Genomic DNA, 17858 nt, shown 5'->3' on the forward strand with positions numbered 1-17858 from the left:
GGCCTCACACTTTGTGCCTATTTTTCCTGCTTCTTTAAAATCAAGCAGGCCGCAATAAAATACACAGCATAAAATACGGCCAACACCGTCATTTCGCGCGTTAGCTCGCCAAATGCCAAACCTTTGGTAAAACTGCCTATGCTGATATTGAGAAACCACGAAGCAGGCATCAGTTTGCCCATCCAGTATGCTCCGCCTTCCAAGGCCGACAACGGATTCAGAAAACCCGAATAGTTAAAAGTCGGAATCATAATGATGATGGCGGTCAGGCTGATGGCGGCCACCTGCGAGCGCACAAAGGTTGAGGCCAGCAGCCCCAGCGCGGTGGAAACACACAGCAGCAACAGCGTTCCCGCAAACAATGCGGCCGCAGAACCTTTTATCGGCACGTCGAACCAAAACACCATCATTGCCGTCAGCATGGCGCAATTGAGCATGCCTACCGCAATATAAGGCAGCTGCTTGCCGAGCAAAAATTGCGGCACGGAGGCGGGAGAGGTGTAAAAGTTGGAAATCGACCCGATTTCGCGTTCGCGCACCACCCCGACCACCGACATCATTGCCGGAATCAACATCAGCACCAGCATCAATACGCCCGGCGCGATGGCGAAAATGCTTTCAAAATCTTGGTTATACATAAACCGCTGCTCGATTTTGGCCGCGGGCGGAGGCAACGTCAGCCCCGTTTCGCGTGTCAAGTCTTGCCCGTACAGCGCAAAAATGCCGCCGATATAGCCTTGGATGTTGCTGGCGTTGAACGGCATCGCACCGTCTATATAAAACGCCGCTTCAGGGCGGTTGCCCGACAGCAGCCCGCGCCCGAAGCCCGGCGGAATATCTATTACCAGCTTAACCTGTGCGGTTTTTAAAGCCGTGTCGATGTCGGTATCGGGCAGCTTTTTTTCGGTAAAGTAGGGCGAACCGGAAAAATATTCCGTTAGGCGGCGGCTTTCCACGGTTTGGTCGCGGTCAATCAACATATAGGTTAAGTCTTTAACGTTAAACGAAATACTCCACGATAAAGCCAACATCAGAATCACCGGCCCCGCCAAGGCAAAAAACAGCCGCACTTTGTCGCGCAGCAATTCTTTGGCTTCACGCAAGGCAAACGTGCGCACGCCGGCCAGCCAATATTTGAGGGTGTCGGTTGGCGGCGGGTTTTCAGACGGCCTCTCCGAATCGTCGGTTGTCTGTTGCAGAGGCACATTGGCAGCATCGCTTGTTTGATTGGAAACCGATGTTTCAGACGGCCTTTCCGCCCCGTTCTCCCGTGCCTCGTCATCCAGCAGATAGCGCACAAACGCTTCTTCCAGATTCGGTGCACGGTATTGCGCCACCAGTTCGGCGGGCGTGCCTACCGCCAGCACGCGGCCTTTGTGCATGAAGGAAATGCGGTCGCAGCGTTCGGCCTCGTTCATGAAGTGGGTCGACACAAATATGGTGATTTTGTCTTCGCGCGAGAGTTTGAGCAGATGCCGCCAGAACATGTCGCGGGCGGCGGGATCGACGCCGGAGGTCGGTTCGTCGAGAATCAGCACTTCGGGTTTGTGCAGGCAGGCCGCCGCCAGTTGCAGCCGTTGGCGGATGCCCAAAGGCAAGGCGGCGGGTTTCATGTCGGCCGCTTCCGCCAGCTCGAACTGTACCAACGCATCGGCCACCGCCTGTTTGCCCGCCGCACCCATTTGGTACAGCCGCGCATGCAGCATCAAGTTGTCGCGCACGCTTAGTTCTTCATACAGCGAAAACGCCTGCGACATATAGCCGACGCGCATCCGCGTTTGGATATTGCCCGCTTCGACCGGCTGGCCCAGCAATTCGGCCTTGCCTTCGCTGGCTTCCAGCAGGCCGGTGAGCATTTTCATGGTGGTGGATTTGCCGCAGCCGTTGGAGCCGAGAAAGCCGAAGATTTCGCCTTTCTGAATCGTAAAACTCACATGATCCACCGCAGTAAAGCTGCCGAACCGCTTGGTTAAACCGTGTGCCTCGATTGCAGGTGGAGACGCGGGGTCGGGCGCAAACGGCACCATCTCCAACCCGCCCGAACCCTGCTGCTTTTCAGACGGCAGCATCTGCACATAGGCGGCTTCCAACGTGGCGGCGCCGCTGTCGCGCATCACCTCGCGGGTGGGCTTGTTGACCAGCAGCTTGCCGTCGTCCATCGCCAGCAGATAGCTAAAACGTTCGGCTTCTTCGATGTAGGCGGTGGCCACGATTACGGTCATGCCCGCACTTTCAGCCTGCAATTCGTCCACCAAAGCCCAAAACTGGCGGCGCGACAGCGGGTCGACACCGGTGGTCGGCTCGTCGAGAATCAGCAGATCGGGCGAATGCACCAGTGCGCAACACAAACTCAGCTTCTGCTTCATCCCGCCCGAAAGCTTGCCCGCCGCGCGGTCGGGGAACGGTGCCAACCCGGTGGCTTCCAGCAGCCGGCTGATGCGCGCCTTGCGTTCGGCGGCATTCAGCCCAAACAGCCGCGCATGGAAATCGACGTTTTCATACACGCTCAAAGTGGGATACAGATTGCGCCCCAAACCCTGCGGCATAAAAGCGATACGGTGCGACAACGCCTGCCGCGCCGCTTTGCCGGCCATGTTCTGCCCGAATACCTCCACCGTGCCTGTCTGAATGGTTTTAACGCCGGCAATCAGCGACAACAGCGTCGATTTACCCACCCCGTCGGGGCCGATTAAGCCGACGGTTACCCCGCGCGGGATGGTCAGCGACACATCGTCCAGCGCCGTTACGGTTTTGCCGTAGCGGTGGGAAACGGAGCGGAGGGTAATGGCGGGGTTGTTCATCATGGCTTACTCTGTTTGCAGACAGGTATTGGGGTTTCAGACGGCTTTTTCCTTCGTCAATACTCTTCGGCAAAGCCTGCAAACGGATCACCGCCCGGCCAGCACAATGCCAAGTTTGCGCCGGCAAGTGTACCGTCTATCACTTTCCAGATAAGTTGCAAGGTTTGAATGCCGTCTAGAGCGTGGATTTGGAAATTGATGTCTTTGCCCGCGCCGACGATGCGGTAGGGGCAAATCCATTCTTCTTCGTGCAGTTTTTCGGGTTTGCCGATGAAAATGTTTACTTTCTCTTCGGGGTTGCCTGCCAACTCAAGCGTACGGTAGGCGATGGCGGTGCCAATGTTCAATTTTTCGGCCATGATATTTTATTCCTTATTGATTCAGCGGTTTGCAATGTTTTCAGACTGACTTTCAGTCTGCTTGTTTAAACTGAGGCCGTCTGAAAAATTTTCCACAATACCCATACGGTTAACAGCGGCAACAAATCTGTATCAATCATTTTAGCTTTCGCAATAGGTTTAGAATATCTCAATTAACTATATGATCGGTCGGATAAAACGGCATCGCAGGCGCGATGTTGCGCCTGCTTTGGATAGACAGTCGGTTTCTTTCTGCGGAGGGATTAAAAATCCGGCGGTGTTCGAGTGCGGCGGGGCAAGCGCTTAGACTGAAAGTATGTTCAGATGTTCGACCATTGGCGCAGCAGGTTATGGTAAACGCCTGTCAGCAATACCGATTCTTCGGTTTCGCCGTGTTGCGCGCGCAGGGAGGTGATGGCGCGATCCATATCGAAGAGCATGGTGCGTTTTTCGTCGCTGGCAACCATGGATTGTGTCCAAAAAAAGCTGGCGATGCGCTGTCCGCGGGTAACGGGGGTGACGTGGTGCAGGCTGGTGGCGGGATAAACGATCATGTCGCCGGCGGCCAGTTTGACGCTGTGGCTGCCGTAGTTGTCTTCAATCACGAGTTCGCCGCCGTCGTATTCGTCGGGGTCGTTGAGAAACAGGGTGCTGGATACGTCGGTGCGTATCCATCGGCCGGTGTAGGGGTCGCTGCGGATGGCGTTGTCGATATGGTTACCGAAACTTTGCCCTTCGCGGTAGCAGTTGACCAGCGGCGGGAAAACGGTATGGGGCAGGGCGGCGGAGAAAAATTCGGCATTGCGCAGCACGGCTGCTTTTACCAGTTCGGCCATGGCTTTGCCTGCTTCGCTTGTTTGCGGCAGTTGCAGGTTGTTTTTGACTTGCCCCGACTGTTTGCCTGCGGTGATTTTTCCGTCGCTCCACGGTGCATCTGCGAGCAGACGGTGCGCATGGTTGAGTTCTTCGGCGGTCAATACGTTTTCGATATGCAGCAACATAATGATATTCCTTGTGATTTTGAAAAACCGATAAACTTAATATAGGAAGTGTTGCAGATATTAAGTTTAGCGGCTTGGTTGGTAAAAGAGGCCGTCTGAAAAGGTTTGGGGGAAAGGTTTTCAGACGGCCTGATGTGCTACGCGGAATACTTAGAATTTATAACCGAAGGTTGCCAGCACGGTTCGGCGGTCGCCCGGCACAGCTTGTTGGCGGTGGCCGGTGGTAAAGTGTTTTTTGTCGAACACGTTGTTTACGTTGAGCTGGGCGCGATAACGTCGTTTTTCATAGCTGGCCATGGCATCGACTGCGGTATAGGCAGGCAGTTTTTGTACGACCGAAGTGCGCGAATGCGTGTAGCGGTTGCCGACGTGGCGGATGCCCAAACCGGCGTTCACGTTGTCGGTGATGCGGTAGTTGGCCCATGCGTTGGCGGTAAACCTGGCTGCGGCCTCCGGGAAGTGGCCGTTAAGCTGTTCGGTAGAGGGGCTGGTGGCTTTCATTTTACCGTTGCTGACGATAATGTTGCCGATCATGTTCAAACGGTTGGTGATGCGTCCGGCCACTTCTACGTCTAAACCATATACTTTTGCCCAGTCGATAAAGCCGGCGTCACGGTAGTATTGCTGGGTTTTTTTGGTATGGAACAACGCGGCGTTTACCGTTAGTGCGTCATCGAAGAAGGCGTTTTTGGTACCGATTTCGACGGTGCGGGTTTTTTCCGGCTCGGCAACCAGTTGGGCATCTTCCAATGCGTCGGGCTGGCCGGTAACGCGGTAGGCAACGGGTGTGGTTGCGGTGCCGTAAGTGGCGTAAAGGTTATGGCCGGGTTTGTAGTCCCAAATCAAGCTGCCGGTGTAGGTCCAAATATTGTCGGTGCGTTTGACGGTTTTGTTGTTTCTGGAGGGAATGAGGGCTTTGTTGTCTGTTCTGATACGGTTGAAACGCACGCCGGCGATGGCCTTCACCGTGGGGGTGAGTTCAACGATATCGTTCAGGCCCACGCCGATGGTGCGCGTGGTTAGGGTACCGCTGTGTGCGGGATGGAGTATGGCGGTAAAGCGGTCGTTTGAGGTAAAGCGGCCGGAAGCAACATCGTATGGAGCACCTTCGAACAATTCTCTTTTCGGGTCTTTCGAGGTGTTCGGCACGGGAACGCCGTTACGGAAATAACGGGCGTAACGGTTATAGTTGTCGCGTTTTTCCTGCGTAAATTCGATGTTGGCAAGTAAGTCGTGCTTCACGGGGCCGGTGTCGAACTTGAAGTTGAAATCGGTTTGGTTGCTCCAAACGTTCGAATCATATTTGATATTTTTGTAATCGCCGAATTGGCGGCGGATTTGTGTTTGGCTGCCGTTCCAGCGCGGTGCCAAAACGAGGTAGTCGTAGTCGGTTTTGGCGTAGCGCAACGTGTTGGCGGCGTTGATGTTGTCGCTGAATTTATGGGAAAGTTTGGCCGTTGCGGTGTGGTTGCGGCGTTTTTCAAAGTCAATGTCTTTGTAGCCGAAGTTTTGGTTGATCAAACGTTCGTCGGCGACCGCCGTTTTTTCGCCGGTATTGCGGTAGGGTATGCCTAAATCGGGAAATTTATCCAATTTTTCAAATTTGTAGCTCAGATCGAATTGGGTATCGGTATTCATGCCGATGGAAATGCTGGGGGCAATACCGAATTTGCGGCTGTCGGCGGGTTTGCGGAAAGAATCTTTATCTTCACCCATAATGTTCAGGCGCACGGCAACATGATCGTTGAAGGCATGGTTGAAGTCTCCGGTTAAGCGTTTGTATTTGCGGTTGCCTACACCTAAAGCAATGTCGCCGCCGGTGCCGGTGTAGGGCATTTTGCTCACTTGGTTGATCACACCGCCGGCTGCACCTCGGCCGAATAATACGGCAGAGCTGCCTTTCAGCACTTCGATATGGTCGGTATTGAAGGTGTCGCTGTTAAACTCGGCTGCCGAACCGCGCAGGCCGTCGTCATATACATCGCCGCCCGCGTGCATGCCGCGGATAATCGGCACTTCGGTTTGACCGCCTTCTCCGGCTTGAAAAGTAATACCGGCGTTTTTCAAGGCATCTTTCAAATCAGAAGTGGCCTGATCCTGAATAACCTGTTGATTGATAACCGTTGCGCTTTGGGGAATGTTTTGCACGTCTTGCAGACGCTTGCCGATGGTGGTGTTGGGGGCTTTATAGCCGGAGCGGATGGGTTTGCTGCCTTTAACGGTAACTTGTTCAAGCTCGGTGGATTGTGCCGGTTGGTTCCGGTCGTCGGCAAAGGCCGGATTCATGGCCGCCGCGAGTAGGCCGACACCGAGGGTCATCGACCGTTTGCGGGTGCCGCTCATGGTTGCTTGGGCTTTTTTTCTCATATTGAAAAACTCCTGATGTGTAGAAAGAAAATAAAGTTAAACGAATCAGATAAAACGGGTGTTGCAAATTTCGTATCGGGTAAGAGAGAAAACTTGTGTTCTGTGCAGCGCTGACGGTTGTTTGAGGCCGTCTGAAAATAAATGCCGCCTCGATTTGGGCAGTTGTTTTCAGACGGCTTCAGGCACTACATCATATAAGGCTTAAAGCCTTATGCAGACGCGCACGGATGCGGTCGGTTAAATTCAAGTTGCTCCCGATAACCAAAATAGTATCTAAACCTGTTTAGATGGATTATTTAGATTTTGATAACCAAAATCATTTGTATTGTAATGATAGCTAATTATTTGTCAATGATTGAGGAATAAGTGCAAAATTTTACGGATATGCTGTTTGCCCGGCTGGACGGTTAAACGGTTTAAGTTTAATAACAAAACCGTCATACCCGTGCTTGCCCCGAGTATCTTGAGTTTCAGCGAATTTAGGGAATACTCGGCTCAAGCCCGAATATGACGTATGTACCATTTAAAAGCAGATTAACTATAGTTTAGTAGGGGCGGATGATAAACCCGGCCCTACGATTTATGTTACCGGTAAGTGGTTTTACGGCATGAGACCTTTGCAAAACCCCACGCCAACAAACAGCCGGAACATGCTTCATCATGTTCCGGCTGTTTTTGCGTAAAAAGTAGACAAGCTACCCCTAAAGTCCCCTTAAAGTGCCTCATTATGAGGCACTGCCTGCCTGTTCAGGCAGCAACAGGCACACCTATCCTGTTGGCCGCCTTCAACAGGTTCACACACATCGCCTTCAGGTGGCTTTGCGCCCTCACTTTGCCCAACCCAAAATAGGCTGCCCGGCCATAGCGGAATTTGCGGTGCAACGTACCAAAGCTTTGTTCCACCACATAGCGCACTTTCGCCAGCCGGCCGTTGCGGATTTTCTGCTCTTGGCTTAACGGGCGGCCACGGTGTGCTTTTTGCATGATGCCGTCTTTCAAGCCGCACGCTGCCAAATGTTGTCGGTTCTCCCGGCTGTCGTAGCCTTTATCCGCATAGACGGTGCTGCCTTCTGCGATGTCCGCCGGTAATGGCAGCAGGTGTTTGCACTCATGAGCATTGGCCGGGGTGATGTGCAGTTTCTCGATATAGCCGTCCGCATCGGTACGGGTGTGTTGTTTGTAGCCCAGATGGAAGCGGCCGTCTTTTTTGATCCACCCGGCATCCGGGTCTTTGCCGGGGGTGGTTTCGCCACAGACAACGCCTGCTTCATCCACTTCGATGGCCTGACGTTGTTTGCCGCCGGCCGTCTGAATAATGGTGGCGTCAACGATGGCGGCGGATGCTTTCTCTACTTTTAAGCCCTGGTCAGTCAGTTGGCGGTTAATCAGATCCAGTAGTTCGGCCAAGGTGTTGTCTTGTGCCAGCCAGTTGCGGAAACGGCAAAGGGTGCCGTGGTCGGGAATGAGGAAGTCGTCGAAGCGGCAGAAGAGTTGGAAATCGATGCGGGTGATGAGGCTGTATTCGAGTTCGGGGTCGGAGAGGCTGTGCCATTGGCCGAGCAGGACGGCTTTGAACATGGAGAGCAAAGGATAGGCGGGACGGCCGCCGTTGTCGCGCACGTAGCGGGTTTTGCGGCCGGCGAGGTATTGTTCGATGGGTGTCCAGTCAAGAATACGGTCGAGTTTGATGAGGGGGAAGCGGTCGAGATGTTTTTCGATATGGTTGAGGGCGTCGGTGTGTAAAAAGCTGCTCATGAACAAAATCCTCTAAATTCCCGGAGTTTGATGTGAGTGGGAATTTAGAGGATTTTTGAGGGTTTTGCAAAGGTCTCGGCATGGCTGATCAACGCACTTGTTTGAAGGCATTTCGGCCGGCTGCCGAGAGAAAAAAAAGCGTCGGATGACGGGAAAGGTTTTAAAGACAGCAGCTGCCAAAGCGTAGTTTTTTGCTGAACACAAGCTCGTGCGTCAGCTGTTTAATCACCAGTATGTTGGTGTGGTTTTCTAGTGCCTTGATGCTGTGCGCTTCATGGGGTTCAAGACGCACTACCTGTAAGCCTTTGGTTTCAATAGACTCGTTTTCGGTGCACACCATCGCACTGCCGTTCAATACTATCAGCAGCACAATCGCATCGGTTTCATAAGTGGGAATTTCATTGTTTTTTTGCAAAGAAAGCTGTACCAGTTGTTGGTCGCTGTCTTCCGAAATCACGCCGCCGATCAGGGCGTGGGGATCTAACGTATATTGTTTCACGGTTCACTCCCATGTGAAATTAAATTACACAGGCAATTATAGTTTTGCCTGTTTTCACGCAGGAATTTTTCAGACGGCCTTTTGATATAGGGCAAAAGCGTGAAACGCTTTTCAGACGGCATGATACCTTTTCAACCCCCGTCAGCGGCCATTTTTGCGTTGTGCGCTGCCCGTTCGTTTGCTTATCTAAATGATATGTCTGCACTCGTTATGCTGCTGCGCCTTGAACGGTATCCACATCCGGGGGCAAAGGTTTCATTATTTGTGTTCCGATTTATGATTGCCTTTTGCCATATCAGCAACGGGCTGAACGGGAAAAAACAGATTGAGCGGGTTGGCTTTGATTTGCTGCCAAGTGTTTTTCAACAACTTCGGCACACTGTCGATATGCGTATCGCGGGCGCGGAGGGCGACCAACAGCGCCAATGCAAAACTTACCATCAGATTAACCAAGCCGATCAACAAAACGCCGATTAAATTGAACGCAAATGAAACGAAGCCGATATTGCCGCTTACTGCCGCATAACCGATATTGGCAGAAGAGAAAGCCACATGGCGGATATCAAGCGGCAAATTGAGCAGATAGCCGAAATAGCCGGTCATACCGAGCAACATGCCGAAGAAAAAATTACCCATCAGCGAGCCGTAATTATGGTGCAGATAATTGCCGAGCCATGCACGGGCTTTCGGCGAAAATATTTTTTTCAGCAGGGGGTTGACGGTGAGGCGGCGGCGCAGGTCGAGATAATCGGCACGATTGTCGAAGAAACCGGCAATGATGCCCGAGCAGAACAGCCACACGCCGGCAATGGCCGCATACCACAGGGTGGGTTGGGTAAAAATCTGTACCGACTTGAGTTGGTAGGCTACGCTGTGCGCATCCAGCAAGGGTTGTCCGGTGTTGGAGAAGAAGGTATAGGCAATTAAGGCGGCGAGTAAAACGGCCAGACACACATTGCCGAACACGGCCACACTTTGCGATCGCACTACGTCGATTAGCAGCGAAGCAAGTTTGGTTTCAACCGAAGAGCGGCTTTTTTCGGTGTGTGCCACTTGTTCGGCAAAGCTGGCGGCGGTCATGGCAGGCTGTTTGGTGGCAACGGTAAAGCCCAGCATATGAATCAGCATAAAGCCGAAACCATAGTTAAGCCCGCTGAGCAAAGAGGTGGCAAACACACTCAAACCCATGTGGCCGATATGGATTTTGATCAAGGCCATTAACGAAATCAGCACGCCCCCTCCCGCGGCCGACCAAAGCATACTGAAGTATTCTTTGCGGGTGCGGGTAATGTAGTGTTCGCCGTGGTGGCTTTTGTTTTCACTGATGCTGGTGGCCAGCATTTTAACGCTGCGCCGCCAAAGCAGATCGGTGCTGCGTTGTTCTACCGCTGCGGAAGTCATGGAATTGAGCAGGCAAACGGTTGCATGTTTGTAGTGTTCGCCTGTTTGAATGTGCAACAGCAGGTTTAAGCGTTCGATGGTTTGGGCCAAACGTTCGAGCAGATGGGCCACTTTAACCGACGAACCGGATCCGGCTCCCGTGCCTTTGCGCCGCAACCGCTCTACCTGATTGCGGCATTGGTCGAGCATCACTTCGATATGGGCGGTGTCGTAAGGCGTGGTTTGGGTTTGGTAATGCTCGGCGAGTTTGGATGTTTCGCGCTGAAGGGCAACAAAAGAAGAATTGACATCCAGCAGTCTCGGTTCGATGCGGATTAAATCGGGTTCCAAAGCTTCGGCGGCCACCCAAACCGACAGCATTTCCAAGGCGTGGAGACGGGCTGCGGAAAGTTGGCGCAATACGCTTTGCACGAGCGTTTTATCGGCCTGTGCGCTCATGAGTGTATGGAGCTTCAGCCATTGGCGCACGGTAAGGCTTTGCAGCCATTTGCCGTCGTTTTTGGAATGGAACAAATAAAGAAACACATCGCGCAGATTGTTTAAATCTTTGTATGAAGGGCTGAAACGCTCGTAAAGCCTCAAGCCCATTTCGCGGGCGAAGCCGCTGCGTGAAAATATTCCCAAACCTACCAAAGCGGGGTAAATGTGTACTTTGGAAAGCCAAGTGTAAAAACGCTGGCTCAGTTTGGCGCATAGGGCCGGGTCTTCCTGCAATACGGCGAGCAAGGCATCAAACCGCTCGGGAGCACGTTTTGCGCCGCCTTTGCGCATAAAATCAATCAAGGCGTTGAGAGTGGCGACGAAATCGGTGTTGTCGATATGTTTTTTCAGAATAATGTGTATGGTTGATTGGATGTGTTTTGAATTCATTTTTTGGTTATGCCGGTTGGTGCGTTCTTTTTTTCGTTGGTGCGGAACTTTTTACAAAAGCTGAGACCTTTGCAAAACCCTCAGATGTGGATGCAGTTCAAGGCGTAGCAGCACAGCGAGTGCAGACATATCATATAGATAGGCAAACGAGCGAGCAGCGCACAACGCAGAAATGCGCCGCAGATGGGGGTTTTGCAAAGGTCTCAAGCTGTAAGCCGCCTAAAAATACCTTATTTTCCCGAAACAAGCAGCAAAAAAATGCAGTAGCCTAAGCGTTTTTACATTGGAGGAAAAAGTGCATTTCGGTTTTATCTGTGAGTTTTTTCATGGATGAAGTTGGAAAATGGTGCCGTATGTGGATCGGTAGCGCAAACCGTCTGCCGCATGCAAGCCTCCACATACCGTTAAATGCCGAAATGTTTTTGAATACAGGTAAAGGCCATCTGAATAATATTTTCGTCGGTGTAGGGGTCGAGCGTTAATTGGGGTTGTAGCTTGCGCAGCCAAGTAAGCTGCCGTTTCGCTAATTGGCGGGTGGCTGCCGAGCCTTTTTCAATCAAGGCATCCAAACCGTATCTACCCTCCAGATGTTCCCAAGTTTGGCGGTAGCCGACGCAACGCATAGACGGCATATCGGCGTTTAAATCGGGATAATCGGTTTGAAGCCGCTGCACTTCTTCAAGCAGCCCTTGTTCGAGCATGGTAAGGAAGCGTTTGCCGATTTGGGCGTGGAGTAGGGCGCGGTTGTCCGGAATCAGCGCAAGGGTGCATAAATCAAGCGGCGGTGCATAGGTTTGCTGTTCGGAAAAATGCAGGCTCAACGGTTTCCCCGTAAGCATAAACACTTCCAGCGCACGCTCGATGCGCTGGCTGTCTGCAGGTTCCAAGCGGGCGGCGGTTTGCGGGTCGATGCTTTTCAGACGGCCGTAAAGGTAGGCTAAGCCGTGTTCGTTTTTTTCGGCCTGAATGCGCGCACGGATATCGGGGTCGGCTTCCGGCAAGGTATTCAGACCTTGCGTGAGCGCGTGGAAATACATCATGGTGCCGCCCACGATTAAGGGCAGGCGTCCGCGCCGGTGTATTTCTGCGGTTAAGCGGGTGCAGTCGCGCACAAAGTCGGCTGCACTGTATGCTTCAAGAGGTGAAATGATGTCGATAAGGTGGTGGGGAACGGCGTTTCTTTCCGCAAGCGTAGGTTTGGCCGTACCGATATCCATATCGCGGTAAACCAATGCGGAATCCAAGCTGATGATTTCGACAGGAAGCGATTCGGCAAGGCGCAATGCCAGATTGGTTTTGCCGCTGGCGGTGGGGCCGAGAATGGCGAAGGCTTTGGGAATGGCAGTCATCTGGAAATCGGGCTGAGTGAAAGAAAGGCCGAAATTATAACAACTGCGCTTTGCAGTGGATACCTGACCGCAAACATCAGAACAACTGTGTTCAGACGGCCTTTTAGGGTTAAGAAACTTTTGAGTTTAAGAAAATATGTAGAATCAATGAACGGATGATTTTGAAAAATAACACAGGCATGTGGAAAAAATGACAATAAAATCCAACTGTTTTCCTAGATATTTATAAGTTATTGTTTTTCAAATCTTGTAAACAATACCTGATTTTCCGTAATTAAACCTTGAAACATCAACTAAAAGATACTATGCTGATTTTAAGCCTCAAGGCTTAACCTGCTAATTAAATATTCATGAGGAGAAACAATCATGGCTAAAGATTTGAATGTTTTTGATAAAGAATACGGCCTGCTGATTAACGGCGAATGGACCAAAGGCAGCAAAGGCGAGCTGATGACATCGTACAACCCTTCCAACGGTGCCGAGCTGGCGAAATTCGTCGATGCCAGCAACGAAGATGTGGATGCAGCGGTAAAAGCCGCTCAGGAAGCGTTTAAAACATGGAAAAAAACCACCGCAGCCGAGCGCGCCGTTATTTTGAACCAAATCGCCGATGTGATTGACGAACATGCCGAATTGTTTGCTTTGCAAGAAACTTTGGACAACGGTAAGCCCATACGCGAAACCCGTGCCGCCGATATTCCGCTGGCTTCCGACCATTTCCGTTATTTTGCCGGCGTTATCCGCGGCGAAGAGGGCACTTGCAACCAGTTGGACGAAGAAGACCTGTCTATCGTATTGCGCGAACCCATCGGCGTGGTCGGTCAAATTATTCCGTGGAACTTCCCCTTCCTGATGGCGGCTTGGAAAATCGCTCCCGCCTTGGCTGCGGGCTGTACCATCGTTATCCATCCGTCGAGCAGCACTTCGTTGAGCCTGCTGTCGTTCGCGCAAAAAGTGAACCACTTGCTGCCTAAAGGTGTGCTGAACATCATTACCGGCCGCGGCTCGAAATCGGGCGAATATATGCTGCATCACAAAGGTTTCAGCAAGCTGGCGTTTACCGGTTCTACCGAAATCGGCCGTCATGTCGGTATCGCTGCCGCCGAAATGCTGATTCCGGCTACGTTGGAATTGGGCGGTAAGTCTGCGAATATCTTCTTCGACGATATGCCGTTCGACAAAGCTTTGGAAGGTGCGCAAAAAGGTATTCTGTTCAACCAAGGCCAAGTGTGCTGTGCCGGTTCGCGTATTTTCGTGCAGGAAGGTATTTACGATAAATTCGTGAATGCGCTGGCCGAAGAGTTTAAGAAAGTGAAAGTCGGCCTGCCGTGGGAAGACGACACCCAAATGGGCGCGCAAGTGAATGCCGGCCAACTGGAAACCATTTTGAAATATGTGAAAATCGGCGAACAGGAAGGCGCGCGCATCATTACCGGCGGTAAGAAAATCGAAAGCGGCGATTTGGGTAAAGGCGAATTTGTCGAGCCTACCCTGATTGCGGCGCAGAGCAACGACGACCGCATTTCGCAAGAAGAAATCTTCGGCCCTGTGGCAACTGTAATCAAGTTCAAAACCGAAGAAGACGTAATCAAAATGGCCAACGATTCCGAATACGGTTTGGGCGGTGCGGTTTGGAGTAAAGACATCAACCGCTGCCTGCGTGTTTCCCGTGCTTTGGAAACCGGCCGCGTTTGGGTAAACTGCTACAACCGCTTGCCTGCCGGTGCACCGTTCGGCGGTTACAAAACTTCCGGTATCGGCCGCGAAACCCACAAAATGATGTTGGCTGCTTACACCCAAGTGAAAAACATCTACATCAGCACCCGCGAAGAGCGCGAAGGCATGTATTGATTGTTGATGTGATGATGTTTTGAACGAGGCCGTCTGAAAATATTTTCAGACGGCCTCTTGCTATGGTTGCGTTGTGATTCGAATGATTATGCCAAATCGGCAAACAGCGGGGTGGATAAATAGCGTTCGCCGTAAGAAGGAATCAGCACGACAATCAATTTATCTTTGTTTTCAGGTTTTTGAGCCAGTTGCAAAGCGGCGGCAACGGCGGCTCCGGAAGAAATACCGACTAAAATGCCTTCTTTTTCAGCCATGGCACGGGCGGTGGCAAAAGCATCTTCATTAGAAGCTTTAATAATCGTATCGTACACTTCTGTGTTCAGAATGCTGGGAACGAAGCCTGCACCGATGCCCTGAATCGGATGAGGGCCTTTTTCGCCGCCGCTGAGCACGGGAGAGGCTTCGGGTTCAACCGCTACGATTTGTACACCCGGCTTACGCGCTTTCAATACCTCGCCTACACCGGTTACTGTACCGCCGGTGCCTACGCCCGATACGAAAATATCCACTTGGCCGTCGGTGTCGCGCCAAATTTCTTCGGCTGTGGTTTCGCGGTGGATTTGGGGATTGGCTTCGTTATCGAACTGGCGCGGCATGAAATAAGTTTCGGGATGCTCGTCAACGAGAGATTTTGCTTTGGCAATCGCACCGCCCATACCTTCTGCCGCAGGCGTTAAAATCAGTTCGGCTCCAAAAGCACGCAGCAGCATGCGTCGCTCTTTGCTCATGCTCTCAGGCATGGTAATCGCCAATTTGTAACCGCGGGCGGCACATACCATGGCCAAACCGATGCCGGTGTTGCCGCTGGTGGCTTCTACGATTACCGTGTTTTTATTGATTTTTCCTGCTTTTTCGGCAGCATCGAGCATGGAAGCGGCAATGCGGTCTTTAACGCTGCTGCCGGGGTTGAAAAACTCTAGTTTAGCTACTACGCGGCCGGGCAGACCCTCTGTCAGGCGGTTGAGTTCAACCAATGGGGTGTTGCCGATCAAATCGGTAATATTGCGTGCAATATTCATCATTTTGCTCCTGATCAATCAAAATAAATCAAAATAACGGACATTTTCATACTATATTCAAATTGTATGAAAGCCCAATATTTTATATTTCTTAGGTTATAACTTTTAGTTGTTAAGAGTCTGTTTAAAGTTTGTCAGCCGAAGCGGATATTGAGCAACTCATTGAACACATAGGCCGTCTGAAATAAAAAAGCCATTAAAATTCCGGCCTGAATCTGTTTGCTGCTGAAGCGGTTGGCAGATTCGTTTGAAATCAGGCTGCGGTGAGCATAAAAAACCAACATGATAAAACCCTGCGCGGCAAACCAATAGGCAGGTTTGAGTGCATACATTTGAAGCAGGGCAGGCATCACATAAGGCGTAATACCGGTAGGAAAACGCATATATACCAATAATGTAAGCAATGCCGAAACCGTTGTCATCAATAGCCCGCTCACTGCAAACAAGCTGATAAAGCTGCCTGCTTCTTGAGTATGCCACCAGCCTTTTTCGGGTAGTTTTTTCCAATGGTTGATGAAAAAAAACAGGCTGGCCAGCGTGATATAGAAATGAGGAATATATAAAGGTGCAAGATGCGTGATGCCTAAGATGCCCGGCAGCAACCGTGCGCCTATTGTGCTGACTCCCAACCAAAGAAGCACGCTTGCCCATAACCACTGAAACTGACCGGCTTTAAATGCCGCCGTGATAAATACAGCGATATAAACGGCCAATGCCAACAAATCAAAACCGATTGCCATATCAACGGTATCCCATCATGCGGGATAAGGCGGCTCCGACGGCATCTGCCAGATGGCAGACGGTTTCGGTTTCCAAGCCGGCGGCAAAACGGTTTACGTTTTCGTCTGCGGCAAGCAATAAGCCGCCTGTGGTACCGCCTATCAGGATGGGAAGTTGCAAATAACTTTCGGGTATCGTGTTATTTTCAGGCAGCAGTTCACGAATTTCCGCGCTGATTTTAGTGCCTAAAACGGGAGCGCGGAGATTTGCGATCTGTTTGCGTGCTTTATCTGCTTTGGCAGGCAGAACGATTGTTTCGGGAATACGCACTTTGTTTTTCGGTTCGGCGATTAATACCAAGCGGAAGTGGCGTATATCGAAATCATGTTCTAGTGATGAATATAAAGCCTGAACCAGCCGTGCCACCGTGTTGGCTTGTAATAATTTAATGTCTAATGCCATTTGGCGCTGTACGATTTTTCGGTTTGCTTCCGAATCGGTGATCATGGTTTGCAGCTGCCCGGCCATTTTTTCGATTTTGAGCCGGGAAGCGGTTAATTGGGCTTGAGCAAACGAGCGCACTTTGTCATCACGCAGGCGTATGCCCAGTTCATCGGCATGCTCTGCCAAGAAATCAGGGTGCTGCCTTAAAAAATCCAAAACGTTTTCTTTTTTCATCAGTATTGCAGCTCGCCTTCGTACACGGTTTTAACGGGGCCTGTCATCATGACATCGGCACCTGTTTGCCAAGTAATGAACAAATCTCCGCCGGGCAGGCTTACCCGCACTTCTTCGCCTTCGGCCAATAAGCCCAAGCGGACGCCGGTAACCACCGCCGCACATGCTCCGGTGCCGCAGGCTTGTGTTTCACCCGTGCCGCGCTCATACACTCTCAAGCGGATGTGTTTATCGTTGACAACCTGCATAAAACCTACATTGACGCGCTCCGGAAACTGTTCGTGCGACTCTACGGCCGAACCCCATATTTCGACCGGAGCCGTATCGACATCTTCCACTACGATTACCGCATGGGGGTTGCCCATGCTCACGCAGCTAACCGCCACAGATTCCAAACCGATCAGGATAATATGGGTTAGAGAATCGGCAGCTTCGCCCGCCGCAGGAATAAACGGTATTTCAGACGGCATGAAGTGCGGTTTGCCCATATTAACGGTAACCAAACCGTTTTCCGCCAAGCGCGGCAAAATGATTCCACGCGCGGTTTCGACAACAATTTCTGTTTTTTCCGTCAGCCCTTTATCCACCACAAAGCGGACGAAACAGCGTGCGCCGTTACCGCATTGTTCTACTTCTCCGCCGTCTGCATTAAAAATGCGGTAGCGGAAATCTACCGATTCGGAACTGGGTTTTTCTACCAGTAAAAGTTGGTCAAACCCTACGCCGGTATGGCGGTCGGCCCATTTTGCCAAAGGCGCGTTGCTCAAATCCAGCTCTTGGCTGATTCCGTCAACAACCATAAAGTCGTTACCCAAACCATGCATTTTTGTAAATTTCAGTTTTTTCATGATTTTCCTTTTGCCGGCCGTTTGCTGTATGAAAGAAAAGAGAGAAAACGGCCTGTTATCTCGGCCGTCTGAATGTTTAACTAAGGTCGATTTTACACCATATCTATGGTTTTGGCGGCGATCCGGCTATTCTTTGAGAATAAAAATCGTTAGGGTAAATTATTTATATGAGTTGCATATAAGAGACAATCGGTTTTAAAAAGGAACAAACGGTATGCGATGCCGCTAAGTTGCAGTAAAAACACAGATAATGATGCTTGGCTATTCAAGCCTTTGTTTGAAATAAAAAATAAATTAAAAAATAGTATTTTAATTTTCTATTTTTGAGAAAATAGATATT

The 17858-nt window shown here is 51.1% G+C and carries 14 protein-coding genes; 1 reads left to right on the plus strand and 13 read right to left on the minus strand.

What is annotated here, in order from left to right; all coding sequences use genetic code 11:
* Positions 1 to 17: 17 nt before the first annotated feature.
* The 9 genes from rbbA to miaA form a co-directional block, all read right to left on the minus strand.
* Positions 18 to 2801: a ribosome-associated ATPase/putative transporter RbbA gene (gene rbbA, locus AKG43_RS01645; protein ID WP_054598855.1), complete on the minus strand. Its 2784-nt coding sequence runs from the start codon at positions 2799 to 2801 to the stop codon at positions 18 to 20.
* A gap of 56 nt (positions 2802 to 2857) precedes the next feature.
* Positions 2858 to 3160 (minus strand): hypothetical protein, encoded by a 303-nt coding sequence (locus tag AKG43_RS01650; RefSeq protein WP_054598831.1) that lies wholly within the window; start codon positions 3158 to 3160, stop codon positions 2858 to 2860.
* Positions 3161 to 3480: 320 nt separating this feature from the next.
* Positions 3481 to 4161 (minus strand): Fe2+-dependent dioxygenase, encoded by a 681-nt coding sequence (locus AKG43_RS01655; protein ID WP_054598832.1) that lies wholly within the window; start codon positions 4159 to 4161, stop codon positions 3481 to 3483.
* Between the two features lie 150 nt (positions 4162 to 4311).
* Positions 4312 to 6528, minus strand: coding sequence for a TonB-dependent siderophore receptor (locus AKG43_RS01660; RefSeq protein WP_054598833.1), 2217 nt, complete (start codon positions 6526 to 6528; stop codon positions 4312 to 4314).
* A 747-nt stretch (positions 6529 to 7275) separates the two neighbouring features.
* Positions 7276 to 8283, minus strand: coding sequence for an IS5 family transposase (locus AKG43_RS01665; protein ID WP_054598834.1), 1008 nt, complete (start codon positions 8281 to 8283; stop codon positions 7276 to 7278).
* Positions 8284 to 8443: 160 nt separating this feature from the next.
* Positions 8444 to 8782 (minus strand): hypothetical protein, encoded by a 339-nt coding sequence (locus AKG43_RS01670; protein WP_054598835.1) that lies wholly within the window; start codon positions 8780 to 8782, stop codon positions 8444 to 8446.
* A 258-nt stretch (positions 8783 to 9040) separates the two neighbouring features.
* Positions 9041 to 11053: a site-specific recombinase gene (locus AKG43_RS01675; protein WP_054598836.1), complete on the minus strand. Its 2013-nt coding sequence runs from the start codon at positions 11051 to 11053 to the stop codon at positions 9041 to 9043.
* 51 nt (positions 11054 to 11104) lie between these two features.
* The gene (locus AKG43_RS13625; RefSeq protein ID WP_369799558.1) at positions 11105 to 11260 is read right to left on the minus strand and encodes a lipoprotein signal peptidase; all 156 of its coding nucleotides are present in this window, start codon (positions 11258 to 11260) and stop codon (positions 11105 to 11107) included.
* Positions 11261 to 11457: 197 nt separating this feature from the next.
* A complete protein-coding gene (gene miaA, locus AKG43_RS01680) occupies positions 11458 to 12402 on the minus strand; it encodes a tRNA (adenosine(37)-N6)-dimethylallyltransferase MiaA (RefSeq protein WP_054598837.1) in 945 nt (314 codons plus the stop codon).
* Between the two features lie 366 nt (positions 12403 to 12768).
* On the opposite strand from miaA, the gene AKG43_RS01685 reads away from it, so the two are divergent.
* Complete coding sequence (locus AKG43_RS01685) at positions 12769 to 14253, plus strand: aldehyde dehydrogenase family protein (RefSeq protein WP_054598838.1); 1485 nt, start codon at positions 12769 to 12771, stop codon at positions 14251 to 14253.
* Between the two features lie 86 nt (positions 14254 to 14339).
* Here the strand turns inward: AKG43_RS01685 and cysK are convergent, their stop codons facing one another.
* The 4 genes from cysK to dapF form a co-directional block, all read right to left on the minus strand.
* Entirely contained in the window at positions 14340 to 15272 is a 933-nt protein-coding gene (gene cysK, locus AKG43_RS01690; protein ID WP_054598839.1) for a cysteine synthase A, read from the minus strand.
* A 134-nt stretch (positions 15273 to 15406) separates the two neighbouring features.
* Complete coding sequence (locus tag AKG43_RS01695; RefSeq protein ID WP_054598840.1) at positions 15407 to 16012, minus strand: hypothetical protein; 606 nt, start codon at positions 16010 to 16012, stop codon at positions 15407 to 15409.
* A 1-nt stretch (position 16013) separates the two neighbouring features.
* Positions 16014 to 16670 carry a DUF484 family protein gene (locus tag AKG43_RS01700; RefSeq protein WP_054598841.1) on the minus strand — a complete coding sequence of 219 codons (657 nt, stop codon included), beginning with the start codon at positions 16668 to 16670 and terminating at the stop codon, positions 16014 to 16016.
* Positions 16670 to 17518, minus strand: coding sequence for a diaminopimelate epimerase (gene dapF / locus AKG43_RS01705; RefSeq protein WP_054598842.1), 849 nt, complete (start codon positions 17516 to 17518; stop codon positions 16670 to 16672). Before dapF ends, AKG43_RS01700 begins: the two co-directional genes overlap by 1 nt.
* Between the last annotated feature and the right edge of the window lie 340 nt (positions 17519 to 17858).

Origin of the sequence: Neisseria sp. 74A18 (assembly GCF_001308005.1) — a bacterium.
In the GTDB taxonomy this organism is placed as follows: domain Bacteria; phylum Pseudomonadota; class Gammaproteobacteria; order Burkholderiales; family Neisseriaceae; genus Neisseria; species Neisseria dumasiana.

Excerpts from the sequence above, each read along its gene's own strand:
- AKG43_RS01650 (WP_054598831.1), bottom strand. The coding sequence starts at position 3,160 with ATGGCCGAAAAATTGAACATTGGCACCGCCATCGCCTACCGTACGCTT.
- AKG43_RS01665 (WP_054598834.1), bottom strand. The coding sequence starts at position 8,283 with ATGAGCAGCTTTTTACACACCGACGCCCTCAACCATATCGAAAAACAT.
- AKG43_RS01700 (WP_054598841.1), bottom strand. The coding sequence starts at position 16,670 with ATGAAAAAAGAAAACGTTTTGGATTTTTTAAGGCAGCACCCTGATTTC.
- AKG43_RS01655 (WP_054598832.1), bottom strand. The coding sequence starts at position 4,161 with ATGTTGCTGCATATCGAAAACGTATTGACCGCCGAAGAACTCAACCAT.
- dapF (WP_054598842.1), bottom strand. The coding sequence starts at position 17,518 with ATGAAAAAACTGAAATTTACAAAAATGCATGGTTTGGGTAACGACTTT.
- rbbA (WP_054598855.1), bottom strand. The coding sequence starts at position 2,801 with ATGAACAACCCCGCCATTACCCTCCGCTCCGTTTCCCACCGCTACGGC.
- AKG43_RS01685 (WP_054598838.1), top strand. The coding sequence starts at position 12,769 with ATGGCTAAAGATTTGAATGTTTTTGATAAAGAATACGGCCTGCTGATT.
- AKG43_RS01660 (WP_054598833.1), bottom strand. The coding sequence starts at position 6,528 with ATGAGAAAAAAAGCCCAAGCAACCATGAGCGGCACCCGCAAACGGTCG.
- AKG43_RS01675 (WP_054598836.1), bottom strand. The coding sequence starts at position 11,053 with ATGAATTCAAAACACATCCAATCAACCATACACATTATTCTGAAAAAA.
- miaA (WP_054598837.1), bottom strand. The coding sequence starts at position 12,402 with ATGACTGCCATTCCCAAAGCCTTCGCCATTCTCGGCCCCACCGCCAGC.
- cysK (WP_054598839.1), bottom strand. The coding sequence starts at position 15,272 with ATGAATATTGCACGCAATATTACCGATTTGATCGGCAACACCCCATTG.
- AKG43_RS01695 (WP_054598840.1), bottom strand. The coding sequence starts at position 16,012 with ATGGCAATCGGTTTTGATTTGTTGGCATTGGCCGTTTATATCGCTGTA.